The following is a 26,087-nucleotide window of genomic DNA, read 5'->3' as shown; positions in this document are numbered from 1 at the left end:
CGCTGTTGATCCTATAGGACGATGAAGTTAAAAAAATTAAATGTGTTCGGCAATTATTTTACGCGATGTTTCGCCTAAAGTATCAATTGATACTTTTAGAAAGTGTTCGGGCAGCAGGTCGGCAATTTTTTCGGGCCACTCAATAAAGCAGTAAGCATCTGAGTAAAAGTATTCTTCATAGCCCATATCAAAAGCCTCGCTCTGGCTTTTAAGGCGATAAAAGTCGAAATGATAAACAGTATTGCCCTTGCCCCGGTATTCGTTCACAATGGAGAACGTAGGGCTGGTAACTGCTTCTTCAACACCAAGTGCAGCACACAGCGCTTTAATGGTCGTAGTTTTACCCGCGCCCATTTCGCCAAAAAATAAAAATATACGTTGCTTGTCAGCAAACGACACGATTTGCTGCGCTGTAGCCGGAAGATCAGCAGTGGAATGGAGCGTTAATTCAAACGCTCCATTTTCGTTTGTAACACCTGTCATGGTACAAATATACCGTATTACTTAGAGACGTATGTTGCCACAGGTACGATCATTTCTTCTAACGAAATACCCCCGTGCTGGAATGATTCATTATAGAAATTAACGAAATGGTTGTAGTTGTTCGGATAAACAAAATAACTGTCTTCTTTAGCAAATACAAAGCTCGAGCTTACATGCAATTTAGGCAACATGGCATCATGCGGGTTACGGATATGGAACACCTCTTTAGCTGCAAAATTCAGGTTTTTACCCTGTTTGTAACGCAGGTTGGTATTGGTATTACGGTCGCCGATAATTTTGCTCGGATTTTTTACCCTGATGGTGCCGTGGTCTGTAGTGATGATTACTTTTACCTGTTTTTGTGAAAGGAATTTCAGGAGGTCAAACAATGGCGAGTGCTCGAACCAGGATAAGGTTAGCGAGCGGTAGGCCGCATCGTCGCTTGCTAACTCACGTATCATCTGCATATCGGTACGCGCGTGTGACAGCATATCCACAAAGTTGTAAACCACCACGTTAAGCTCGTTGTTCATTAGGTTGTTAACTGAATCATTAAGCGCACGGCCCTCATCAATATTTAAGATCTTATTGTAAGAGTGTTTTACGTCCTTACGTAATATGCGTTTTAAATGATCGGCTAAAAAGTCAGCTTCGTGCAGGTTTTTACCACCCTCGTCCTCGTCATTCTGCCACATACCCGGGAAACGTTTTTCCATATCGAGCGGCATCAGGCCTGCGAATATGGCATTACGCGCATATTGTGTTGCAGTAGGCAATATACTGTAGTAACTATCCTCGTCCTCCAGGCGGAAATATTCGTTAATGAGCGGATGGATAATGCGGTACTGGTCATAGCGCAGGTTATCTACCAGGATAAAAAATACCGGCGTATTTTCCATCCGCGGGAAAACCTTCTTTTTGAATAGCTGATGAGAAAATGTAGGGCCCGATTCAGGGTTTTTAATCCAGTTCAGATAATTCTTTTCTATAAATTTTGAGAACTGCGTGTTGGCTTCGGCTTTTTGCAGGGTCAAAATCTCGTGCATGCCGGCATCTTCCAGTTTCTCCAGCTCAAGTTCCCAGTAAATCAGCTTTTTATAAACGTCAACCCATTCCTGAAAGTTAAGATTGTCATTAAGGGTCATCCCCAGGTTGCGGAAATCCTGCTGATATGCCATCGTGGTTTTCTCTGTCACCAGGCGTTTATTATCAGTCAGTTTTTTTATGGTAAGCAGTACCTGGCGGGGGTTTACAGGTTTAATCAGGTAGTCATCTATTTTTGAACCAATGGCATCGTCCATCATCGGCTCTTCCTCATTTTTGGTGATCATCACTACAGGCACATCATTATTGATGGCTTTAAGCTCTGATAATGTTTCCAGTCCGGTTAATCCCGGCATGTTTTCGTCAAGAAACACCAGGTCGTAATAAGCGCTTTTAAAGGCATCAACGGCATCGCGTCCATTGGTCACCGTCGTTACATTGTAACCTTTTTCTTTTAATAATAGTATATGTGGTTTTAACAGGTCGATTTCATCATCGGCCCATAATATAGTGGTATCTTGCATGACGGTTTTCTAAATTAATAATCTACGTATAACTTGTAAAGGAACGTATTGTTGCTGCAAATTAGCGGTAATTAACAATATTTAACAGATACCTATACAAAGGTTTACGATAATTTAACATTTTTGCAGACTTAACACCCGGTTTTGAACAAAAAGAAAATAATTAATGATCCGGTTTACGGATTTATCAATATACCAACCGAACTGGTGTTTGACCTTATTGAACACCCTTACTTTCAGCGTCTCCGATACATTAAGCAATTAGGTATGACGCACCTGGTATACCCGGGAGCACTGCATACCCGTTTTCATCATGCGCTTGGGGCAATGCACCTTATGAGCACAGCCATTGAAACCTTAACAAACAAGGGGCATTATATTTCGGAAGAAGAGCAGGAAGCGGTAATTATTGCTATCCTGTTACATGATATCGGGCATGGACCATTTTCACATGCCCTCGAAAAAAATATTGTACAAGGTATTTCGCACGAGGATATTTCGGTATTACTGATGAACCGCCTGAATAAGATTTTCGACGGCAGGCTGAGCCTCGCGCTGGAAATTTTTAATGGCACCTATCCTAAGAAATTTCTGCATCAGCTGGTATCCAGCCAGTTGGATATGGACCGCATGGATTACCTGAACCGTGACAGCTTTTTCACCGGTGTATCTGAGGGAGTGATCAGTTCAGACCGTATTATTAAAATGCTGAATGTGGTGGATGATTATGTAGTGGTTGAAAAAAAAGGCATTTATTCGATCGAGAAGTTTTTAATAGCACGCCGTTTAATGTACTGGCAGGTTTACCTGCATAAAACGGTAGTAGCCGGTGAGCAGTTGCTGGGGCGCATTTTGGCCCGTGCGCGCGAGCTGGCCATGCGCGGCGAAAAACTTTTTTCAACCCCGGCATTAAACCATTTCCTGGTAAATAGTATCAGTAAGGAAATGTTTATGACCGAGGACATGCATCTGCAAACGTTTACCTGCCTTGACGATACTGATATTATGGCTGCTGTAAAGGTGTGGACAGGCCATACAGATCAGGTACTTTCAACGCTATGCACCAGCTTTATACATCGCAAACTTTATCATGTGGATATTATGAACACTATACCTGATGAAGGTTTTGTAGAAAGTTTGCGTGATAAAGCAGCTGGAAAATATAAAATAAGTAAGGCAGAAACAGCATATTTTGTATTTACAGATGCCATAAGTAACTACGCCTATAAGCTTGATGACGGTAATATTTTAATATTGATGAATAATGGCAAAACATGCGATATAACGCAGGCCAGCGACAATTTAAACCTGCAGGCATTGGCTAAGCCGGTTGAAAAATATATACTGTGCTATACCAAAGATTTGGTTTAGAACGTATTAAACCCTATGCGATATAGTTTGATGCTAATTATTTAACATTTAAATTTGTCCGATGCAATTTACTGCACATGAAATAAGTTTACTGCTTAACGGTAGTGTTGAAGGTAATGCCCAAGCCACTATACATACGCTTGCCAAAATTGAGGAAGCTGCTGAAGGTGCCATTTCTTTTTTGGCCAATCCGCGGTATGAGCAATATCTGTATACTACACGGGCTTCCGTTGTAATTGTAAATAAAGAGCTTGAATTAACGCAGCCTGTAAGCGCTACGCTAATACGGGTTGATAACGCATACAGCGCTTTTTCTGTTTTGCTGGAAAGATACAATACCATAAAGCTTGAAAAAAAGGGAATAGAGCAGCCAAGCTTTATACACCCATCAGCTAAAATTGGTAAAGATGTTTATATCGGTGCATTTAGTTACATAGGCCCCGGGGTTACATTAGGAGACAATTGCAGAATTTATCCGAATACTTATCTTGCAGATAACGTAACCATTGGCAATAATGTAACGCTGTTTTCGGGCGTTAAGGTTTATTTTGACTGCGTAATTGGCAGCAATGTAATTATACATGCAAGCGCTGTTATAGGCAGCGATGGATTTGGTTTTGCCCCCACGCCACAGGGCACTTACAACAAGATAAGCCAGATTGGTAACGTTATAATTGAAGACGACGTTGAAATTGGCTCAAATACAGTGATTGATCGTGCTACAATGGGTTCAACCATTATACGCAAGGGCGTTAAGCTGGACAACCTGATTCAGATCGCGCATAACGTTGAACTGGGTTCCAATACGGTAATTGCATCGCAAACAGGCGTATCCGGCAGTACTAAAGTAGGCGATAATTGCATTATAGGGGGCCAGGTAGGTATAGTAGGGCACATTACTATTGCCAAAGGCTCGCAGATACAGGCACAATCAGGCATTGGCCGCAGTATTGAGGAAGAAGGCAAAAAATGGGCTGGTTCGCCGGCTGTAAGCTACCAGAGCAATATGCGTTCGCAAGTAGTGGTTAACCGCCTGCCCGAGCTTGAAAAGAAAATAAACGAACTGGAAAAAATAATAGCTGAGCTTCGTCAGCATATGACTCAAAAAATCTGATGCAGTCTCCCATACAAGTTATGAACGTAAAACAAAGAACTATTAAAACAGCAGTTGCTGTTTCGGGAACGGGCTTACACACCGGTGAAAGCGTAACTATGACGTTTAACCCCGCGCCGGAAAATCATGGCTTTAAATTTCGCAGGGTTGACCTTCCCGGACAGCCGGTAGTTGATGCCGATGTGGATAATGTTACCGATACTTCGCGCGGAACAACCATTACACAAAATGGCGCCAGTGTAAGTACGGTTGAACATGTGCTTGCTGCTTTAGTAGGTTTAGAATTAGATAACGTTTTAATTGATGTTGACGGCCCTGAAACGCCGATTATGGACGGCAGTTCCATGCCGTTTGTAGATACACTTACCCAAGCAGGTTTTGTGGATCAGGAGGCAGACCGTGAATACTATCATATCCCGTATAACATTCACTATTCAGAACCCGACCGTAAGGTAGATATGGTGGCTATGCCGCTTGATGATTACCGCTTTACCTGTATGGTAGATTACAATTCGCCGGTACTGGGTAGCCAGCACGCCAGCATCTCTACTATTGCTGAGTTTAAAAAAGAAATTGCATCATGCCGCACGTTCTGTTTCTTGCACGAGCTGGAAATGCTGCTTGCGCATGATCTGATCAAAGGTGGTGATATCAACAACGCCATTGTGGTAGTTGATAAAACTATTGACAAAGAAGAGCTGGCACACTTGGCAAAGCTGTTTAACCGCGAAGATATTGATGTTGCGCCGCAGGGCATATTAAATAATATTGAACTGCGCCATCAGAACGAGCCGGCGCGCCACAAACTGTTAGACATGATCGGCGACCTTGCTTTAGTTGGTGTGCCTTTACGCGGCCATATTATGGCGGCAAGGCCTGGCCATGCTGCAAATGTGGCATTTGCTAAAAAGATCAAATCTTTAATTAAGAAAGAGCGCAGCCGCAAACACGTTAAGGTGTATAATCCTAATGCTAAGCCGGTGTATGATACTGAGCAGATCATGAACATTTTGCCGCACCGACCGCCGATGTTGCTGGTTGACAAGATTTTAGAGTTGACCAAAACGCACGTAGTAGGTTTAAAAGCGGTGACCATGAATGAGCCTTTTTTCCCGGGCCACTTCCCTGGCGCACCTGTTATGCCGGGCGTGTTGCAGATTGAAGCTATGGCACAAACAGGGGGTATATTAGTTTTAAATACAGTTCCGGATCCTGAAAACTATCTTACCCTGTTCCTGAAAATTGAGAATGCCCGTTTTAAAGATAAAGTGTTGCCTGGCGATACCTTGATTTTCCGTTGTGACCTTGTTGCGCCGATACGCCGTGGTATTGCTCAAATGAAAGGTATTGGTATGGTAGGTGAGAAAATAGTTGTTGAGGCCGAATTAATGGCTCAGATCGTAAAATATAAGTAAGCATGATTCAGCCATTAGCATACATACACCCGCAGGCACAAATTGCCGACAATGTGGTGATAGAGCCTTTTGTAACGATACACAAGGATGTGGAAATAGGCGAGGGTACCTGGATCGGATCAAACGTGACCATTATGGAAGGTGCACGCATTGGTAAAAACTGCCGCATATTTCCGGGGGCTGTAATATCTGCCATTCCGCAGGACCTTAAATATAAAGGTGAGCATACGCTAACCATTATTGGCGATAACACCACCATTCGTGAGTGTGTTACCATTAACCGTGGTACAAAAGATCACTGGAAAACAGAGATCGGCAGCAATTGCCTGATTATGGCGTATTGCCACGTAGCGCATGATTGCGAAGTAGGTAACAACTGTATATTCTCCAACAATACTACATTGGCAGGCCACATCACCGTAGGCGATTATGTAGTACTGGCAGGTATGGTGGCTATCCACCAGTTTTGCAAGGTAGGTTCACATGCGTTTGTTACCGGTGGTTCATTGGTACGTAAAGATGTGCCGCCTTATGTTAAAGCTGCCCGCGAACCGCTTTCATATGCAGGTATCAACTCTGTAGGCCTTCGCCGCAGGGGCTTTAACGACGAAAAAATTAACGAGATACAAGATATATATCGCACGTTGTTTGTGAAAAACAACAACGTGAGCAAGGCAATGGAAATCATAGAAGCTGATTTTCGCCCTACAGAAGAGCGTGATGAAATTCTGAATTTTATTAATGGCTCGCAACGTGGTATTATGAAAGGGTTCGGGAATAACTAATTCGACAGAAGTCCATAGTCGATAGTCCATAGACATGGAAAAATAAACGATGGACTATTGACTATGGACCATGGACTTTTTACCATCTCCCTCGATAACATCGGCCGCCGCTTTAACCGCGACTGGATATTTCGCGGGGTAAACTACACTTTTAGTGCCGGTGGCAGTTATGCCATATTAGGACCTAACGGATCGGGTAAATCTACTTTGCTGCAAGTAATTAACGGTAGTCTTGGCGCATCAAGCGGTAAAATTAGTTATGAGTTAGATGCCCAGCCGTTAACTGTTGAAAATATTTATCAGCATTTAAGCCTTGCTACTCCGTACCTGGAACTGATCGAAGATTTTTCGTTAAATGAAATGATCGACTTTCATTTCAAGTTCAAAAAGTATTTGCCCGGTATCAATAAAGAAGAAATGGTAGAGCTGCTTAACTTAAAAGGCAGCGCCAATAAACTGATCAAATACTTTTCTTCCGGTATGAAACAAAGGCTTAAACTGATCCTGGCTTTTTGTTCAGATACTGCCATACTGATGCTTGATGAACCGACTTCAAACCTGGATACCCAAGGCATCGACTGGTACTTGTCATTAGTCGAGCGTTTTTCTAAAGGCAGACTTACTATTGTTGGCTCAAACCAGCTTCACGAATATGATTTTTGCAGTCATCGCCTGCAAATAACTGACTATAAACAGCAGCCTGTGCAATAGGCTTTTTTAATTAAAAAGCTATATTTATACTCAATTTTCTCCGGATCACATGAAAAAACAAATACTCGCTGTAGTATCTGCTATGGCTATTGCAGCCACCTCTTTTGGACAAGCCAAACTGGTTGAAAAGGTGGTGAAAAAAGGCAATGAAGTCACTATCCCTTACGAAAAATATGTGCTGCCGAATGGCTTAACGCTTATTTTGCACGAAGATCATTCTGACCCACTGGTTCATGTTGACGTGACCTATCACGTTGGCTCTGCCAGGGAAGAGATCGGTAAATCAGGTTTTGCGCATTTCTTCGAGCACATGATGTTTGAAGGCTCTGACGATGCGCCTAAAGGTGTGCATGATAAAATTACCATTGGTAATGGCGGTACCAATAACGGTTCAACCAACCGCGACCGTACCAATTATTATGAAACCGTACCTGCCAACCTATTGGAAGATGCTGTATGGCTGGAAGCCGACCGCATGGGCTTTTTATTAGGCCAGGTAACACAAGACCGTTTCGAGGTGCAACGCGCAACAGTAAAAAATGAACGCGGCCAAAATTATGATAACCGCCCTTATGGCTTAACCTCCCAATACACCGGTAAAAATCTTTATCCGTATGGACACCCATATTCGTGGTTAACCATTGGTTACATTGAAGACTTAAACCGCAGCAATGTTAATGATCTTAAAAACTTCTTTTTACGCTGGTACGGCCCTAACAATGCCACGCTTACTATAGGCGGTGACATTAGCCCGGCAGCTACATTAAAAATGGTTGAAAAGTATTTCGGCGACATACCGCGTTGCCCGGCTGTACAACCGGTAAAAGTAGCTCCGGTTAGCCTACAGGCGGATCGGTATGTGTCTTACACAGATAACTACGCACGCCTGCCTATGCTGGTGATTGATTACCCAACCGTTCCGGAATATACTAAAGATGTACCTGCCTTAGATTGCCTTGCCGAGATATTAGGCCAGGGTAAAAACTCAATCCTTTACCAAAACCTGGTGAAGAAACAGCAGGCACTGCAAGCTTCAGCTTCAAGCCAGGGTTCAGAACTGGCGGGTGAATTTATTGTGCGCATTGTTCCGCTTGCGGGCAAATCACTTGCAGAAATGGAGCAGTTGTATAGGGCTTCACTTGATTCATTAGAGAAAAACGGCATTAGCGATGATGACCTTCAAAAATTTAAGGGCGGCATACAAGCCGATTTTATCAACGACCTGCAAAGTGTATCTGGCAAGGTTTCAAATCTGGCAGCTTACCAAACGTTTACAGGTAATCCTAACCAAACAGCCAGGTTGCTTCGCGAATATACTTCGCTTACTAAAGAGCAGGTAATGGCTGCCTTCCATAAATACATCAAAGGCAAAGGAGCTGTGGTATTAAGCGTACTTACCAAATCAGGCAATGTTCAGCCAGCAGTAGCTGATAACTATACAATTGATACCACGCATTATGTTGCTCCAAATTATGGTTATGCAGGCCTTAAGTATGTAAAGGCTAAAGATAATTTCAACCGTAAAACTGTTCCGCCGCTTGGCCCTGCACCGGTAACAAAAGCGCCTGCCTTCTGGCGTAAAGATTTGTCATCAGGCGCAAAGGTAATTGGTGTACAAAATACGGAGGTTCCTTTAGTAACCTTGAACATTACTTTGCCTGGAGGCCGCCTTTTAGAGGCAAATGATATGAGCAAGCTTGGCTTATCTACCATGTTTGCCACCATGATGCAGGAAGACACCAAAAACTATACTGCAGAGCAGTTTGCAAACGAACTACAAAAATTGGGCAGCAGCATACGCGTAGGTGCAGATATAGATGGGATTGTTTTTTATGTACAATCGCTGAAAAGCAACTTCCCGAAAACGATGGCATTGCTGCAAGAGCGAATCTTCAATGCTAAGTTTACCGAATCAGCATTCAACCGTAACAAAAAACAGGCATTAGAGTCTTTCAAAATACAGAAAGCACAGCCATCTTATATTGCTACGGCTGCTTTCGCTAAGTTAAATTATGGTGCCACTAACATATTAGGCTACCAGTCAAACGGAAACGAAAAAACCGTTAGCAACATTACCCTAAGCGATGTAGAGAATTACTATAATAACAATCTTACAGCCAACGGGGCAAAAGTTGTAGCTGTTGGCGATATTACAGAAGCCGAATTATTAAGCCAGCTTGCTTTTATGGATAAGCTGCCTAAAAAAGCAATAAGCTTAAATACGCCAGCTCCGGCTACAGCAGTTACCAAGACAAAAATTTACCTGATTGATGTGCCTAAAGCAGCACAGACCGAATTTAGGGTAGGATATGGTACTAATGAAAAATATGACCCAACAGGCGAGTATTATAAAGCTTATTTGATGAACTATCCTTTAGGTGCCGATTTTACCAGCCGTGTTAATACTTACTTACGCGAAACCCGCGGGTGGACGTACGGCGCCAGCACCATTTGGACAGGTAACAAATACAGCGGCGATTACTACTTTACATCTGGTATCCGCGCAAACGCTACCGACAGTGCTTTAGTGTCATTAATGAAAGAGCTAACCGATTACAGCCAAAACGGCCCAACTGCAGATGAAGTTACCACGCTTAAAAAAGCTATAAGCCAGGGCGATGCCTTGCGTTATGAAACAGCTGCACAAAAAGCGCGTTTTGTATCCCGTATCCTGGATTATAATTTACCGGCAAATTATGTGGATATCCAGAACAAGATCATCGCTGATGCAACAGCACAAGAGCTGAAAACAGAAGCCGAAAAATGGATTAAACCTGCACAGATCAATATTTTATTGGTTGGCGATAAGGCCGCTATTTTGCCAGGCTTACAAAAATTGGGTTACGAAATTTTAGAACTAAACGCAGACGGCGATCAGGTAAGTGCACAATAACTGCTTGATTGTTTGGATGTAAGTCCATAAGTTTGCGCCTCAATAACAGATTATGTCAAAAGCATCAGAAATAAAGAACGGCAACATTCTTCGTTTCAACGGAGAATTAGTGCAGGTAGAAGAGTTTATTCACCGTACGCCAGGTAACCTGCGTGCATTTTACCAGGCGCGTATGCGTAACGTTAAATCAGGTAAACTGGTTGAATACCGTTTCCGTACAGACGAAGAGGTGGAAATTGCCCGTGTTGAAACCAGTGATTATCAATACTTATACGAAGACGGCAACGACCTTGTAATTATGGACAATGCCAGCTATGAGCAATTTAACGTGCCTAAATTTTTATTTGGTAACGGCGTTAAATTCTTAAAAGAAGGCAGCAATGTAATTGTGGCTTTTGAAAGCGGCGAGCCAATTATGGCTAAAGCACCTGCATCGGCAGAGTTAGAAATCACTTATACTGAACCTGCTGTTAAAGGTGATACATCAACCAACGCGCTTAAAAGCGCGACTGTTGAAACCGGTGCCGAAATTCGCGTTCCGTTATTCATTAACATTGGCGACAAGGTAAAAGTAGATACTTCTACCGGTGCTTATGTTGAGCGTGTGAGAAGCTAAGATTAAAAACACCATACAGGAAAGCTCCTTATTATAAGGGGCTTTTTCTTTTTAAATGTATATTTGAATATGGGCTTGCAGCAATATAAAGATATCATAGTACCTGTGTTAAAACGGTTTGACATTAAGCGTGCTGCTATTTTTGGATCTGTAGCTAAGGGTTCAGAAACTTTAGAAAGCGATATTGACCTTTTAATTGAGCCATCAGAAGGGTTTACATTATTTAGCATGCTTCAGCTTGAAAGTGAAATCTCGAGGCAAACAAACCGAAAAGTTGATATCGTTGAGTTTCAAGCTTTAAAAACTTCAATTAGAAATGAAGTAATGCAATCTGCAATTTCCATTCTATGAGCCGGTCAGATAGCGTTTCAATCCTGAAAGAACAGTTGGAGCAACTACTTTAGTTGTTATATGAAAAAACAACAAGCCCGTGAAATCTATCTTAAAAAGCGAAAAGAGCTTTCTGATGCTGATTATGAAATGCTTAACCGGAGGCTGCTGCACCAATTTCAGCAAGTAGATTTTTCTAAAGTCAAGTATCTGCATACATTTATTCCGATCAGGAACCGAAGAGAGCCGGATACTACACTGATAAGCGATTGGCTGCGAACTACTCATCCTCAAATCAAGCTCGTTTATCCCCAAACCAACTTTGCAGATCTTTCTATGCAAAGCTTTGTAGACGATGCCGATTTGCAAATGGCGATAAATGATTTCGGCATATCAGAGCCGGTTGCAGGTAATCAGATTTCAGCAGATCAGATTGATAGGATGCTTGTCCCATTGCTGGCATTTGATAAGCAGGGGTACCGCGCAGGCTACGGTAAAGGCTTTTACGACAGGTATATGACGCAATGTAAACCCGCATGTAAATTTATCGGCCTGTCTTTATTTGAACCAGTGGATGAGTTGGAAGATGTAGATCAGTACGATATTAAATTGCATACCTGCGTCACACCAGATAAAATTCATCAATTCTGATACTAAGCACGGGTATCGTTTCCATGATAAATACTCAGGTAGCTATCATATCGCGATGGTTCAATTTCGCCTTCTTCCAAAGCTTTTAATACCGCGCAGCCAGGCTCGTTAATGTGGCGGCAATTGTTAAAGCGGCAATCGTGCATGCGTTCACGCATTTCAGGAAAAAAGTGGCCAAGCTCTTGCTGTTCTATGTCTATTACACCTAATTCGCGAATCCCGGGAGTATCTATAATAAAGCCGCCGCCCGGTACATTAAACATTTCAGCAAATGTTGTGGTGTGCATGCCCTTGTCGCTCCATTCAGAAATTTCGTTAGTGCGCAATTCAAGTTCAGGTAATAAAGCATTCATTAAGCTTGACTTCCCTACGCCTGAATGTCCCGAAAAAAGCGAAACTTTGTCAGCTAATTCATTCTTTAAAACATCAATTCCCCAGTGTTTTAAAGCAGATACATCAAAACAAGGATAGCCAATGTTTTCATATATGGCTTTATATTCAGCTAAGATTTCTAAACCTTCTTCACTAAAAAGGTCAAGTTTGTTAAATACTAAGCGTGCCGGAATATCATAAGCTTCAGCAGTTACCAGGAAACGGTCTATAAAACCAAGCGAGGTACGCGGCGAGGCAAGTGTTACCACCAGGAAAGCCTGATCGAGATTGGCCGCGATGATCTGCGCCTGTTTAGATAAGTTGATAGATTTACGGATAATGTAATTTTTGCGGTCGTGCAGTTTAGTAATTACACCATTATCCTGGCCGGGTTCCATTTCAATATCAACACGGTCGCCAACAGCAATGGGGTTGGTGGTAGTGATGCCCTTAATGCGAAACTTGCCCTTAATACGGCAGTCAATCACTTCGCCTTCGGGCGTTTGTACCTGATACCAGCTTCCTGTCGACTTTGTTACCAATCCCTGCATAGGGTATCAAAAGTACGAAACTTAGCAGGGCGAAAAAATAAAAACGAATTGTCTTGCATAATTTTAAATTTTAAGCTTATTTTACGCTCATTAACAAGACAGAACAACAAAAGTGATTATTAACAACACCATTATTACAGCGATTATTATTACCACATGCCGTAAGCATGGAGGAAGATAACCGTATGGTGTAAAAAATAAAAAGATAAACCACAAGGCGCCTTCCTCCAGAAACGGGGAAGGCGCTTTTGTTTTAACCACTATCATGAAAGTATTAAAATTCGGGGGTACCTCGGTAGGGTCAGCAGAAAGTATAAGGACGCTGATCGGTATTTTAAAAGATGAAAGCCAGGCAAAGGAAAAACCTGTTGCTGTTATATCGGCCATGAGCGGCGTTACCAACCTGCTTGCTGCTATGGCAGAGAATGCTGCACAAGGGCATGATTTTACCGCACAGCTTGCCGAGCTTGAGCTGCGCCACTTTAACGCTGTAAAAGAGCTGTTAGATATTCAGCAGCAAAATCCGCTGTTAACCCGCCTTAAAATTTATTTTAATGAGCTGGAAGACCTGTTGCAAGGCGTTTTCGTGTTGCGCGAACTTACACCTAAAACCCGCGACCAGATATTAAGCTATGGCGAACGTTGCTCGGCATTAATGATTAGCCGTGTCGCGCTGCAATACATCAGCGATGTATTATATGTAGATGCAACCGAACTAATTAAAACAGATAACGCCTTCGGCCAGGCAAAAGTAGACACAGAATTAACGGAAAACCTGATCCGCTTATTCAGGCAGGCCAATAAGGACAAAGTATTAATAGTAACCGGTTTTATTGCCAGTAACGATGCCGGGCAGGCTACTACACTTGGCCGTGGCGGCAGTGATTACACTGCGGCTATCTTCGGTGCTGCGCTTAATGCATCGTCAGTTGAAATATGGACGGATGTTAACGGTATGATGACAGCTGACCCACGCATCGTGAAAAAGGCATTTTCATTAAATGACCTTACTTATACTGAGGCGATGGAGCTTTCCTACTTCGGCGCAAAGGTGATCTATCCGCCAACAATGATCCCGGTATTCCTGAAAAAGATCCCGATTGTTATTAAAAATACGTTCGACCTGAGTTTTGAGGGTACGGTGATAAGTTCAGAAAATAAAGAGTCGAGGTTGCCAATAAAGGGTATATCTTCCATTAATGAAATCAGCGTACTTAACTTAACCGGTAGCGGTATGGTGGGTAAGGCCGGTTTCAGCGGTAGATTATTCTCCCTGTTTGCCCGTGAGCGTATTAACGTGGTATTAATTACGCAATCATCATCAGAGCATACGATTACCTTTGCGGTTAACCCCGCTGATGCACCTAAAGCTAAGGCTTTAATGGAGCAGGAGTTTGAACTGGAATTGCAGGCCAATAAGCTGGAAGCGCCTGTTATTGAAAATAACCTATCGGTATTAGCGGTAGTTGGCGAACGCATGAAACAAACGCTGGGTGTATCGGGCAAGCTGTTCCATGCCCTGGGTCGTAACGGTATCAATGTGCGCGCCATTGCGCAGGGGTCGTCAGAGTATAATATCTCGGTGATCATTTCGTCGGTTGATTTAGCAAAAGCGCTAAATGCCGTGCATGATGCTTTCTTTACCCAGCTTAACAAGACGCTGAACGCTTTTTGTCTGGGCACAGGTAATATCGGTAAAACGCTGTTTAAACAGCTTAACCAGCATAGCCAATACCTGCGCGACAATAACAGTATACAGGTTAAAGTAGCAGGCATTGGCAATACCCGTAAAATGCTGTTTGACAGTGATGGCCTGTCTTTAGATAATTGGGAGCAAACGCTTAACGAAAAAGGCGAACCGGCAGAACTGAAAGCGTTTATCGACCGCGTAATCAGCATGAACCTGCCTAATTGTGTGTTTGTTGATAATACGGCAAGTCCGCTTCCGGTTACCTTTTACAACGATCTGTTTAAGGCTAATATTTCGGTGGTAACCTGTAATAAGATAGGCAACTCATCATCCTACAGCCAATACCGCAGCTTTAAAGATAATGCACTGTATCATGGTGTTGATTTCTTTTATGAAACTAATGTGGGTGCAGGCTTGCCTATCATCCGTACATTGAAAGACCTGATGATCAGCGGCGACCGGGTGCAGCGTATGGAAGCCATATTATCAGGAACCATTTCCTTTATCTTCAACAACTTTAAAGGTGATGCCAGTTTCCATGATGTGGTAAAAATGGCGCAGGAGAAAGGCTACACAGAACCAGACCCACGCGACGACCTTCGCGGAACAGACTTTATGCGTAAGATGCTGATCCTTGCCCGTGATGCCGGCTATGCAATGGAAGCATCAGATGTGGTGATTGAACCGATACTGCCGCAATCATGCATTGATGCACAAACAGTAGATGCGTTTTATGCTGCGCTTAAAAAAGAGGAGGCTTATTTCACTAACCTGAAAAACAAGGCAGAGAAAGAGAAAAAAGTATTGCGCTACGTGGGCAAGCTGGAGAACGGTAAAGCGGCGATCAGCCTGCAAATGGTTGATGATTCACATCCATTTTACATGATGTCTGGTGCGGATAATATCATTGCCTTTACAACAGACAGGTATTATGAGCGGCCAATGGTAGTTAAAGGCCCTGGTGCAGGTGCCGAAGTAACTGCCGCCGGTGTATTTGCCGACCTGATAAACGTAGGGGCTAATTAATATAAATAAGAGCCAGAAGCGAAGAAACAAGATTGTTTGTAATTGCAAGACATAGTCAGGCAATCTTGTCATAAAAAATTCAATATGAGTGCTGAATTAAATGTTAAAGGTAGTAAGCGGGATAAGTCATTACCTGCTAATGCAAAAGCTATTGCGCCAAGCGTACACGTTTTTGCGCCCGCTACCGTTGCAAACGTAGTTTGCGGGTTTGATGTACTGGGTTTTGCTGTTGATGCACCCGGCGACGAGGTAATTATGCGCCTTAAAAACCGTTCGGGAATTACCATCAGCAAAATTACGGGGGATAATGGCAAGTTGCCGATGAACCCACTGAAAAATACTGTAAGCGTAAGCGTTCAGCATTATCTGAACAGCATTGGCCGGCCGGATATTGGCCTTGATATTGAATTGCATAAAAAAATGCCGATTGGCAGCGGCCTGGGCTCAAGTTCGGCAAGCACGGTTGCAGGTTTATATGCCATTAAGACGTTAATGGGCGATGATTCCTCACCCGAAAAACTATTGCCTTTTGCCATGAAAGGAGAGGAGCTGGCATGTGGCCACGGCCATGCAGATAATGTTGCCCCTGCTTTAATGGGTGGTTTTGTTTTGATCCGTAGTTACCGACCACTGGATGTGATCCGTCTGCCGCACCCTAAAGAATTGTTTTGTGCCATTGTATTCCCGGATGTTGATGTGCCTACCCGCGAAGCACGCCAAATTATCCGCAATAAAGTATTACTTGAAGATGCCGTTACTCAATGGGGAAACATTGCCGGTTTGGTAAGTGGACTTTATACCAACGATATTGACCTGATTGGACGCAGTATGGAGGATGTGCTAATTGAACCGGTACGCGCCATGCTGATCCCCGACTTTTACAAGCTACGCAAACTGGCAATGGATGCAGGGGCTGTAAGTTTTGGTATTTCCGGCTCTGGCCCTTCGGTATTTGCCTTTGCGCGTAACGAGCAAACCGCTCACCTGATTACCCAAAAGGTGCAGGAACACTTAACCGCTATAAAAATTAACTCACAGGCTTATGTCTCAAAAATTAATGATAACGGGCCAAAGATACTGGGCTGAGTGAGAGACAAGAAATAAGAGAAAAGACACAATTCAAAATCATATTGTCATTGCGAAGAAGAATGATGAAGCAATCTCATAGAAGTTGAAGAGATTGCCACGCTACCGCTCGCAATGACATATTATCGAAAATCCGAACGCCAAATAAAATGAATTTCTATAGCACCAACGATACATCGCACCAGGTTGAATTTAAAGATGCTGTTTTTAACAGTATGCCACAGGACAGGGGTTTATACATGCCCGAGCAAATCCCGGTTTTATCTGATAAGTTTTTAAACAACCTTGACGAATACACACTACCCGAAATAGCTTTTCATGTAGCTGATGCATTGCTTGATAATGCCATTCCGCAAGATGACCTGAAAGCTATTATACATGATGCGATCAACTTTTTGGCACCTGCTGTAAAGCTGGATGATAAAACTTTTGTACTGGAGCTTTTCCACGGACCATCGTTAGCTTTTAAAGATTTCGGCGCACGTTTTATGAGCCGCGTAATGAGTTACTTTCTGGCAGATGGCGAAAAGCAGCTGGATGTATTGGTAGCCACATCTGGTGATACCGGTGGTGCTGTGGCATTAGGGTTTTTAGGCGTGCCAAACACCCGCGTAACCATACTATATCCCAAAGGTAAGGTAAGCGAGATACAGGAGCAGCAACTAACTACCAATGGCCAAAATATCAGGGCTTTGGAAATTGATGGCACTTTTGATGATTGCCAGGCGCTGGTTAAACAGGCATTTACCGACAAAGAGCTGAATGAGAAGTTCCGTCTGACATCTGCTAACTCCATTAATATAGCCAGGTTGATTCCGCAAACGTTTTATTACTTTAATGCTTATGCGCAGCTTTTGCGCCAGGGTATCAACCAAGTTGTATTCTCTGTACCAAGCGGCAATTTCGGTAACATTGGTGCGGGCCTATTAGCCTGGAAAATGGGTCTGCCCGTACAAAAATTTATTGCGGCAACAAACGCTAACGATACTGTTCCTGCCTACTTAAAAACAGGCGTATATGAGCCTAAAGCATCGGTGCAAACGCTGTCGAACGCGATGGATGTGGGCAATCCAAGCAACTGGGCGCGTATCAGCGATTTGTTTAAAGAGAGTGCTGAACAACTGAAAGAACAGGTAGTGGGCTATAGCTACAACGACGACGAAACTACAGCTGCTATAAAGCAGGTGTTTGATCAATATAACTATGTGGTTTGTCCGCATACCGCCATTGCCTGGAAAGCTTTAAAACAGTATCAGCAAAGCAATGCAGACAACGAGGCTACGGGAGTTTTTCTATCAACCGCTCATCCCTGCAAATTTCCAGATGTTTTTCCACAGGAAATCGCTGATGCCATTAATGTACCTGAAAGTGTAAAAGCATTGGAGAATAAACCTAAACACGCTGTTGAATTAGGGAAGGACTTTGAAGGGTTTAAGGCGTTTTTATTGGCTGAATGAGCAATAGACTATAGTTATGTCATCCTGAACGAAGTGAAGGATCTTATTAGATAAACTTCATGTTTCAAAAGATTCTTCACTTCGTTCAGAATGACAGGAAAAGCTAAATTGCGCATCTCAAATTCTTCATACGCATGACCACTACCATCATATTTGATCTCGGCGCTGTATTGATCGATTGGAACCCGGTTTATTTATACAGGAAACTGTTTGACGACGAAACACAGATGCAACACTTTCTAGCCAATATCACCACTTCAGATTGGAACGAAGAGCAGGATGCGGGGCGTAGCCTGCATGATGGTACAGAATTGCTGATTAGTCGTTACCCGGAGCATGAGGACAACATCCGTGCTTTTTATGGCCGCTGGGAAGAAATGCTTGGCGGGCCTATTGATGCTACGGTAGAAATATTTCGCAAGCTGAAAGAAAGTGGTCAATACAAAATATATGCCCTTACCAACTGGTCGGCAGAAACATTTGGAATAGCCAGGGAGCGGTATGATTTCCTGAACTGGTTTGACGGTATCGTCATGTCTGGCGAAGAAAAGATGCGTAAACCGTTTTCTGCTTTTTACCAGATATTATTAGACCGGTACCAGGTTAATCCTTCAGAAGCATTATTCATTGACGATAACGCACGTAATGTAGCAGCTGCCATAAAGATGGGTATACCAAGCATTCATTTTACCACACCTGAAGCATTAAAAGAAGAGCTTACATCATACGGCATAGCCGTATAATGTGCTAAAAAATAGCTTGTGCAATACGTTTTGTTGGCTCGGGGTTGCCCATGGTATAAAAATGTAGCACAGGTACACCAAACTTAACCAGCTCTTTGCATTGGTTGATCATAAATTCGATGCCTACTTCTTTTACCTCTTTATCGTTTTTGCAGCCAGAAACGGCATTGCTCAAATCTTCCGGAATATCGATATGGAATATCTTGGGCAGAACGGTAAGCTGCTTGGCAGTCGTCAACGGTTTTAAGCCTGGAATAATCGGGACATTAATACCGTTTTCGCGGCACCTGTTTACAAAGTCGAAGTACTTGTTATTATCATAGAACATCTGAGTTACAATGAAATTAGCGCCATCGTCTATCTTTTTCTTCAGATGTTTAAAATCAGTGTTCAGGTTTGGCGACTCAAAATGCTTTTCTGGGTAACCGGCTACACCAATGCAGAAATTGGTTTTATGCGAGCTGTCATGATATTCATGCAGGTAAACCCCATTGTTCATGTCGGTAACCTGTTTAAGCAGATCGGTTGCATACATGTGTCCGCCGGGTGTTGGAATAAATCCCGGATCGGTTTTGCGTGCATCGCCGCGTAGCACCAACACATTGTCTATACCTAAAAATTGTAGGTCGATCAGCGCGTATTCTGTCTCTTCCTTTGTGAAACCACCGCAAATAAGATGCGGTACGGCATCTACCTTAAACCGGTTCATAATAGCAGCACAGACAGCTACCGTGCCGGGGCGCTTGCGATAAACCACACGCTCCAGCAAGCCATTAGATTTCTCTTTGTAAACCAGATCTTCACGGGATGAGGTAACGTCTATAAACGGCGGTTTAAACTCCATTAAAGGTTCAATAGAATTAAATATGCCTTGTATACCTGACCCTTTTACAGGAGGCAGCAGTTCAAAAGAAAAAAGTGTTTTGCCGTTGGCGTTAGCTATATGTTCGGTGATCTTCATTTCAGTTGCGAGTAATTTAGTTGCGAGTTGCGAGATTAAGCGGGTAGTTGAGTTTTATAAAAATTAATAAATCCAGCCAATATTTTTCTAACTAACTCTAATTGTTTAAGCATGATATTTAGTTGATCTTCAGTAACGAATCCTAAATCGTTTGAAAGATATAATTGAGCCTCTAATTCAAAAGCAGAGCCACGAGCTATATAGAAGAACTGCATTGAGTCTTTAACAGAGTTTCTTCCACAGCCTTCCGCAATGTTTGAGGGTATAGAAATTACTGATCTCTTAATTTGGGATTGTAAGCCAAACATTTCTTCTCTTGGAAAAGTAGAAATGTTGGTATAAACAAGTTTTACTAAAACTCTTGCTTCTTTCCATACTTCAAGATTTGTAAATATCATAATTTCTATTTCTCGTAACCCGCAACTGTTAACTCGTAACTGAAATCTAATAGTTTAAATTAGGCCCCAACCATCGTTCAACGGTTTCGACCGACATGCCTTTGCGGTGTGCGTAGTCTTCTACCTGGTCTTTGCTGATTTTACCTAAGCCGAAGTAGCGAGCTTCGGGATGGGCGAAATAAAAGCCGCTTACGGATGCTGCCGGCATCATGGCCAGGCTTTCGGTAAGGTGCATGTGAGCGTTGTCTTCTGCTTTCAGCAAATCAAATAAGGTTGTTTTTTCGGTATGGTCGGGGCAGGCCGGATAACCCGGTGCCGGGCGTATACCCTGGTACTCCTCTTTAATCAGTTGCTGATTATCCAGTGTTTCGTTTTTTGCGTAGCCCCAATATTTGCGACGTACCAGTTCATGCATTTTCTCGGCAAAGGCCTCTGCAAGGCGGTCGGCAATGGCTTTGGCCATGATACTGTTATAGTCGTCGTGGTCACGTTCAAACTCGGCAACCAGCTCATCGCAGCCGATACCTGCCGTTACGGCGAATCCGCCGAAGTAATCGGGCACACCGCTATCTTTGGGCGCAATAAAGTCTGACAAAGCATAATAAGGCTCGCCTTTCACTTTTTCTGCCTGCTGGCGTAAGGTATGTATCTTGCTTAAAAGCTGTGTGCGGCTTTCATCGCTGTAAAGCTCAATATCATCGCCAATGCTGTTAGCCGGCCAAAACCCGATAACGCCATTGGCTTGCAAAAGCCGTTCTTTAATAATACGGTTAAGCAAAACCTGCGCGTCATCATAAAGCTTTTTGGCTTCAGTGCCAACATGCTGGTCGTTAAAGATCTTTGGATAGCTGCCGCGCAGCTCCCAGGTATGAAAAAACGGTGTCCAGTCGATATATGGTACAAGTTCTTCGAGCGGGAAAGCCTCAAATACTTTGGTGCCTGTAAAAGTAGGTTTAGGCGGAACCGAACCGTTAAGGTTGATCTGGCATTTTTGGTTGCGCGCATCGGTAATGCTTACAAAGCGTTTATCCGACCGCTTATTTAAATGTGCTTCGCGAGCCTTTTCATATTCGGCTTTTGTACCGGCAATGTATGCATCTTTGGTATCCTTGTTAAGCAGGCTGCTGCACACTGTTACGCTGCGTGAAGCATCTAGCACATGTATAGCAGCGCCAGAATAATTAGGTGCAATTTTTACCGCCGCGTGAATACGTGAAGTAGTAGCCCCACCAACAATAAGCGGAATGGTAAACCCTTCGCGTTCCATCTCTTTGGCAAAGTGTACCATTTCGTCAAGTGAAGGCGTAATCAATCCGCTAAGCCCGATAATATCTACATTCTGCTTCCTGGCTTCGTCAAGTATCCTTTGCGCAGGCACCATAACGCCAAGGTCAATCACCTCGAAATTATTACAAGCCAGCACTACGCCGACTATGTTCTTGCCAATATCGTGTACATCGCCTTTAACGGTAGCTAAAAGAATCTTTCCGGCTGAGGAAGAGGTGCCTCCACCGGGATTTTTTAACTTTTCTGCTTCAATAAATGGTAACAAATAAGCAACTGCTTTTTTCATTACCCGGGCAGATTTTACCACTTGGGGTAAAAACATTTTGCCCGAGCCAAACAGGTCGCCTACGATATTCATGCCATCCATCAGCGGTCCTTCGATCACCTCAAGTGGACGGGCATATTGCTGACGCGCTTCTTCAACGTCGGCATCCAAATACTCAATAATGCCTTTAACCAGTGCATGTGAAAGGCGTTCCTGTACCGGGGCGTTACGCCAGGCCTCGTCTTTAATAATTTCTTTGCCTTTGCTTTTTACCGTTTCGGCAAACTCCACCAGACGTTCGGTGGCTTCCGGGTGGCGGTTAAGGAGTACATCTTCAACTTTTATTAACAGTTCGGGCGGTATCTGTTCATAAACCTCCAGCATGCCGGCGTTAACAATACCCATATCCATGCCTGCTTTAATAGCATGGTAAAGGAATGCCGAGTGCATAGCCTCGCGTACTACGTTATTACCACGGAACGAGAACGAAATGTTGCTTACACCACCGCTTACTTTGGCAAGCGGCAGGTTTTGTTTTATCCAGCGGGTAGCTTCGATAAAGTCTACCGCATAGTTGTTGTGTTCTTCAAGGCCGGTAGCAACAGTAAGAATATTAGGGTCGAAGATGATATCCTGCGGCGGGAAGCCTACCTCATTGACAAGGATGTTATATGAGCGTTCGCATATCTCAATACGGCGCTGGTACGAGTCGGCCTGACCATGTTCGTCAAAGGCCATTACAACGGTAGCCGCACCGTAGCTTAATATTTTACGGGCATATTCTTTAAACCTTTCTTCGCCCTCTTTAAGCGAGATAGAGTTAACGATGCCCTTGCCTTGCAGGCATTTTAAGCCCGCTTCGATAACCGTCCATTTCGACGAGTCGATCATGATGGGAAGTTTGGCAATATCAGGCTCGGAAGCTACGAGGTTAAGAAACTTAACCATTACGGCTTCCGAATCAATCATGCCTTCGTCCATGTTGATGTCAATCACCTGGGCACCGCCTTCCACTTGCTGGCGTGCAACGGTTAAAGCCTCTTCGTAATTTTCGGCCAGTATTAATTTAGAAAACTTAGGCGAACCGGTGATATTGGTACGCTCGCCAACGTTTACAAAGTTGGTAAGCGGGGTAATGGTAACTGCTTCCAATCCGCTTAAACGCATGTAAGGCTCCTGGGCAGGAATTTCGCGCGGCGGATATTTAGCCGCTCTTTCTGCAATACATTTAATATGCTCTGGCGTGGTACCACAGCAGCCACCAACAATATTAACAAAACCGGCCTGTAAAAAGTCATCGATAAAATGAGCGGTTTCATGCGGCATTTCATCATAACCTCCAAACTCGTTAGGAAGGCCTGCATTTGGATAAGCAGAGATGAAAACATCTGCTTTCTCGGATAACTCCTCAATATGCGGTCGCATTTCTTTAGCTCCCAAAGCACAGTTAAGCCCGACCGAAAGCAGGTTGGCATGGCGTATCGAATTCCAGAAAGCTTCGACAGTTTGCCCCGAAAGTGTACGTCCCGAAGCATCGGTAATAGTGCCCGAAATCATGATCGGAAGGTGTTTGCCAGTCTCGTTTCCGTAACGCTGTACAGCAAAAATTGCTGCTTTGGCATTTAGCGTATCAAAAATGGTTTCAATCAGGATCAGGTCACTGCCGCCATCCACTAAACCGCGTACCTGGTCATAGTATGCTTCGGCAAGATCATCAAAGGTAACCGCACGATAACCCGGATCATTTACATCCGGCGATAAAGATGCCGTACGGTTGGTTGGCCCAACGGCACCAGCTACGTAGCGTGGTTTTTCAGGAGTTTTAGCATTCCATTCGTCAACCGCTTCACGTGCTATGCGTGCACCTTCATAACTTAGTTCATAAGCCAGCTCTTCCATGTGGTAGTCGGCCAGTGAAATGCGCTGCGTGCTGAACGTATTGGTTTCAATAATATCGGCCCCGGCGGCAAGGTATTCCAGGTGAATAGCCTTAATCACATCCGGGCGCGTGATATTCAGCAGGTCGTTATTACCTTTAAGGTCTGACGGGTGATTTTTAAACCGATCGCCACGAAAATCTGCTTCTGTAAGCTGATACCGCTGGATCATGGTACCCATAGCACCGTCTATAACTAGTATACGTTTTTTTAACTCTTCTTTAATGCTCATGTTGAAGTATCAAGTAGCACGTATCAGGTAGTTAGTATTACCACACATAGGGCATTAAGTTGCTGATATCAAATCATCTTGATACCTGCTACTAAATACTTGATACTGACTTAAGCTTATACGAAAAAAGGCGGTTTATCCGCTGACTTTCGCTTATCTGTCCTAAACCCATCAAGTCGTAGAGTTTAAGTAGAATGTAGCACCTTGTAAGCACAGGTTGCTAAGATTTCGCAGGGTCTAATCCCTCCATCTTTCTCTATAAGCGTTGCAAAATTGCACAATAAGCTTGTAAAAAGCAAATGTGCTTAATGGTCTGAAACAGAATTAAAAGTTTTACAGAATAAGGCAGGTCATTTAGCCTTGCCCATTGCGTATTTGATACCGCCTAAAAGGTGTTTGAGGTACAACGGATCCTGGTATGATTCATCCGTATGGCCAAGTTCTGTATAAAAAGCACGGCCGCCATCGTAGTCATGGTACCAGCTCATCGGGTGATTGTCGCCGTTTTCGCCGCCTTTATAAGTCTTCTCATCAATGGTGATCAGCACGTGCAGGTCTGGCGCAAGCCATTTAAAATTGTAAAGCTCGTCAAAGCGTTTCCAAACAGCGGGCAGGTGTTTAGTAGCGATAAATTTGCGATCAACCACATTGAAAGTAGCTTCCTGCTGTGCCGGGTGACTTTTGAAATAAGCGCCAACCAGGTTGCCATACCACGGCCAGTCGTATTCGGTATCGGTAGCTGCGTGTACACCTACAAAACCATGTCCTGCTTCTATGTATTGCTTAAACGCATCCTGTTGGGTATCATTAAGTACATCGCCGGTTGTACTTAGAAAAATTACGGCAGCGTACTGCTTAAGGTTATCTGTAGTAAACTTAGAAGCATCTGTTGTGGTATCAACGTCAAAGTTGTTTTCAGCTCCAAGTTTGGCTATGGCTACCATGCCCGGGCCGATAGACTTATGATGGTAGCCTGCTGTTTTACTAAATACCAGCACGCGCGGTTTGCTTGTAGCAACTTTCGCTGTGCAGTTAATGGTAACAACGAAAATAAATAACAGTAGCAGGCTTTTAAATATCGTTTTCATCAGATGTGGTTTGTAATTGGGAAACCTAAGTTAAGATTATAATATTGAATGCGGACATTGTTAATGATACTTTTCTTTGGCCGTCAAAGAAAAGTATACAAAAGAAACTCGTGACTTGGCCTTGTTGCTTTGTTGTTTCAGCGTTTTAGCACTGCCTGTGTTTGCCGCAACAAGCCCGAGGTCACATTTGAAAAAGGTTATGTCAGGTTAGTACTACCTCAATTTAAATCACAAAGTAGCCATATAAAGGAAAACCTATGCAACAAAAAAGGGCTACCCATTGGGCAGCCCTTCTCAAAATATTTTGTGCAGATTATCTTCTTCTGCCGAATAATCTTAGTAAAGACAGGAACAGATTGATGAAATCAAGATACAAAGTTAATGCACCCATAATAGCCATTTTACCTGCTGCTGCGCTGCCGTATTCTAAACCTGCGCCAATGCGTTTTAACTTTTGTACGTCATAAGCAGTTAAGCCTACAAATACTGCTACGCTTATATAAGTGATTGCTTTGTCAAGTCCCTCGCTTTTTAAAAACATATTAGCAAAAGAGGCAATGATAATACCTACAAGGCCCATAACCATTAATCCGCCAAAGCTGGTCAGGTCCTTGTTGGTCACGTATCCGCCAATGGCCATTACACCAAACACTACAGATGCGGTTACAAATACACCAAAAATTGACGCTGATGTATAAGCCAGGAAAATAAAGCTTAAGCTCATGCCCATAACAGCTGAAAACGCCAGGAACAGGAATATTAAAACCGGCGTTGAGATTCGGTTAATACCGAATGACATCACCAGGATAAATGCAAACGGCGAAAACATCACTACTGTGCCTAAGCCGGTACGATGGCCAGTATTAACATCAATTAAAGTAGTTAGTAAGTTAACGTCATGCGCAAACCAGTAGGCTGTAAAAGCCGAAAGGCCAAGCGCAATAAACATCCATAAAAATACATTTGCTATAAATTTCCGCGATGAGGTTTGCGAGTCATCCAACTGCATAACGTTCTCATAAGCGAAATCACGTTGATTGTTTTCCATTATCTAATA

At 43.3% G+C, this 26,087-nt stretch carries 21 protein-coding genes and 1 riboswitch; of the genes, 13 read left to right on the top strand and 8 right to left on the bottom strand.

The genetic code is table 11. The features are described from left to right. Nucleotides 1-36 precede the first annotated feature (36 nt). A complete protein-coding gene (gene tsaE / locus PQ461_RS20690; protein WP_274207469.1) occupies nt 37-483 on the bottom strand; it encodes a tRNA (adenosine(37)-N6)-threonylcarbamoyltransferase complex ATPase subunit type 1 TsaE in 447 nt (148 codons plus the stop codon). 17 nt (nt 484-500) lie between these two features. After that, on the bottom strand, nt 501-2,051 hold the full coding sequence (porX, locus tag PQ461_RS20685; protein WP_274207467.1) for a T9SS response regulator signal transducer PorX: 1,551 nt from the start codon (nt 2,049-2,051) through the stop codon (nt 501-503). A 144-nt stretch (nt 2,052-2,195) separates the two neighbouring features. On the opposite strand from porX, the gene PQ461_RS20680 reads away from it, so the two are divergent. The 9 genes from PQ461_RS20680 (at nt 2,196) to PQ461_RS20640 (ending at nt 11,937) form a co-directional block, all read left to right on the top strand. After that, nucleotides 2,196-3,422, top strand: a complete 1,227-nt coding sequence (locus PQ461_RS20680; RefSeq protein ID WP_274207466.1) for an HD domain-containing protein — start codon at nt 2,196-2,198, stop codon at nt 3,420-3,422. A 61-nt stretch (nt 3,423-3,483) separates the two neighbouring features. After that, nucleotides 3,484-4,536, top strand: coding sequence for a UDP-3-O-(3-hydroxymyristoyl)glucosamine N-acyltransferase (gene lpxD / locus PQ461_RS20675; protein WP_274207464.1), 1,053 nt, complete (start codon nt 3,484-3,486; stop codon nt 4,534-4,536). Between the two features lie 20 nt (nt 4,537-4,556). Continuing rightward, on the top strand, nt 4,557-5,951 hold the full coding sequence (locus tag PQ461_RS20670; RefSeq protein ID WP_274207463.1) for a bifunctional UDP-3-O-[3-hydroxymyristoyl] N-acetylglucosamine deacetylase/3-hydroxyacyl-ACP dehydratase: 1,395 nt from the start codon (nt 4,557-4,559) through the stop codon (nt 5,949-5,951). 2 nt (nt 5,952-5,953) lie between these two features. Then, complete coding sequence (lpxA, locus tag PQ461_RS20665; protein WP_274207462.1) at nt 5,954-6,736, top strand: acyl-ACP--UDP-N-acetylglucosamine O-acyltransferase; 783 nt, start codon at nt 5,954-5,956, stop codon at nt 6,734-6,736. 63 nt (nt 6,737-6,799) lie between these two features. Beyond that, a complete protein-coding gene (locus PQ461_RS20660) occupies nt 6,800-7,447 on the top strand; it encodes an ABC transporter ATP-binding protein (protein WP_274207461.1) in 648 nt (215 codons plus the stop codon). 49 nt (nt 7,448-7,496) lie between these two features. Then, nucleotides 7,497-10,340, top strand: a complete 2,844-nt coding sequence (locus tag PQ461_RS20655; protein WP_274207460.1) for a M16 family metallopeptidase — start codon at nt 7,497-7,499, stop codon at nt 10,338-10,340. Between the two features lie 52 nt (nt 10,341-10,392). Next, a complete protein-coding gene (gene efp / locus PQ461_RS20650) occupies nt 10,393-10,956 on the top strand; it encodes an elongation factor P (RefSeq protein ID WP_274207459.1) in 564 nt (187 codons plus the stop codon). Nucleotides 10,957-11,025: 69 nt separating this feature from the next. Then, a complete protein-coding gene (locus PQ461_RS20645) occupies nt 11,026-11,307 on the top strand; it encodes a nucleotidyltransferase family protein (protein ID WP_274207458.1) in 282 nt (93 codons plus the stop codon). 60 nt (nt 11,308-11,367) lie between these two features. Continuing rightward, nucleotides 11,368-11,937, top strand: a complete 570-nt coding sequence (locus PQ461_RS20640; protein ID WP_274207457.1) for a 5-formyltetrahydrofolate cyclo-ligase — start codon at nt 11,368-11,370, stop codon at nt 11,935-11,937. A 2-nt stretch (nt 11,938-11,939) separates the two neighbouring features. Here the strand turns inward: PQ461_RS20640 and rsgA are convergent, their stop codons facing one another. Beyond that, entirely contained in the window at nt 11,940-12,860 is a 921-nt protein-coding gene (rsgA, locus tag PQ461_RS20635) for a ribosome small subunit-dependent GTPase A (RefSeq protein WP_274207456.1), read from the bottom strand. A gap of 265 nt (nt 12,861-13,125) precedes the next feature. On the opposite strand from rsgA, the gene thrA reads away from it, so the two are divergent. The 4 genes from thrA to PQ461_RS20615 all read left to right on the top strand — a co-directional run bounded on the left by thrA (nt 13,126) and on the right by PQ461_RS20615 (nt 18,862). Beyond that, entirely contained in the window at nt 13,126-15,576 is a 2,451-nt protein-coding gene (gene thrA / locus PQ461_RS20630; protein WP_274207455.1) for a bifunctional aspartate kinase/homoserine dehydrogenase I, read from the top strand. 150 nt (nt 15,577-15,726) lie between these two features. Next, nucleotides 15,727-16,662 carry a homoserine kinase gene (locus tag PQ461_RS20625; RefSeq protein WP_274304043.1) on the top strand — a complete coding sequence of 312 codons (936 nt, stop codon included), beginning with the start codon at nt 15,727-15,729 and terminating at the stop codon, nt 16,660-16,662. Nucleotides 16,663-16,811: 149 nt separating this feature from the next. Further along, nucleotides 16,812-18,119: a threonine synthase gene (gene thrC, locus PQ461_RS20620; protein WP_274207454.1), complete on the top strand. Its 1,308-nt coding sequence runs from the start codon at nt 16,812-16,814 to the stop codon at nt 18,117-18,119. A gap of 134 nt (nt 18,120-18,253) precedes the next feature. Beyond that, on the top strand, nt 18,254-18,862 hold the full coding sequence (locus PQ461_RS20615; RefSeq protein WP_274207453.1) for an HAD family hydrolase: 609 nt from the start codon (nt 18,254-18,256) through the stop codon (nt 18,860-18,862). A gap of 4 nt (nt 18,863-18,866) precedes the next feature. Here PQ461_RS20615 and metF read toward each other — a convergent pair whose 3' ends face one another. The 5 genes from metF to PQ461_RS20590 all read right to left on the bottom strand — a co-directional run bounded on the left by metF (nt 18,867) and on the right by PQ461_RS20590 (nt 26,078). Beyond that, nucleotides 18,867-19,823 carry a methylenetetrahydrofolate reductase [NAD(P)H] gene (gene metF, locus PQ461_RS20610; protein WP_274207452.1) on the bottom strand — a complete coding sequence of 319 codons (957 nt, stop codon included), beginning with the start codon at nt 19,821-19,823 and terminating at the stop codon, nt 18,867-18,869. Nucleotides 19,824-19,858: 35 nt separating this feature from the next. Beyond that, entirely contained in the window at nt 19,859-20,221 is a 363-nt protein-coding gene (locus tag PQ461_RS20605) for a four helix bundle protein (RefSeq protein ID WP_274207451.1), read from the bottom strand. A gap of 46 nt (nt 20,222-20,267) precedes the next feature. Continuing rightward, complete coding sequence (gene metH / locus PQ461_RS20600) at nt 20,268-23,942, bottom strand: methionine synthase (RefSeq protein ID WP_274207450.1); 3,675 nt, start codon at nt 23,940-23,942, stop codon at nt 20,268-20,270. 150 nt (nt 23,943-24,092) lie between these two features. Then, nucleotides 24,093-24,207: riboswitch (SAM riboswitch) on the bottom strand. A gap of 85 nt (nt 24,208-24,292) precedes the next feature. Beyond that, nucleotides 24,293-25,030 (bottom strand): ThuA domain-containing protein, encoded by a 738-nt coding sequence (locus tag PQ461_RS20595; protein WP_274207449.1) that lies wholly within the window; start codon nt 25,028-25,030, stop codon nt 24,293-24,295. A gap of 313 nt (nt 25,031-25,343) precedes the next feature. Continuing rightward, nucleotides 25,344-26,078 (bottom strand): Bax inhibitor-1/YccA family protein, encoded by a 735-nt coding sequence (locus tag PQ461_RS20590; protein WP_274207448.1) that lies wholly within the window; start codon nt 26,076-26,078, stop codon nt 25,344-25,346. Nucleotides 26,079-26,087: the final 9 nt, after the last annotated feature.

The sequence above is a fragment of the Mucilaginibacter sp. KACC 22063 genome, from assembly GCF_028736115.1.
GTDB lineage: Bacteria > Bacteroidota > Bacteroidia > Sphingobacteriales > Sphingobacteriaceae > Mucilaginibacter.
This window is presented reverse-complemented; position numbering and strand designations above follow the sequence as displayed.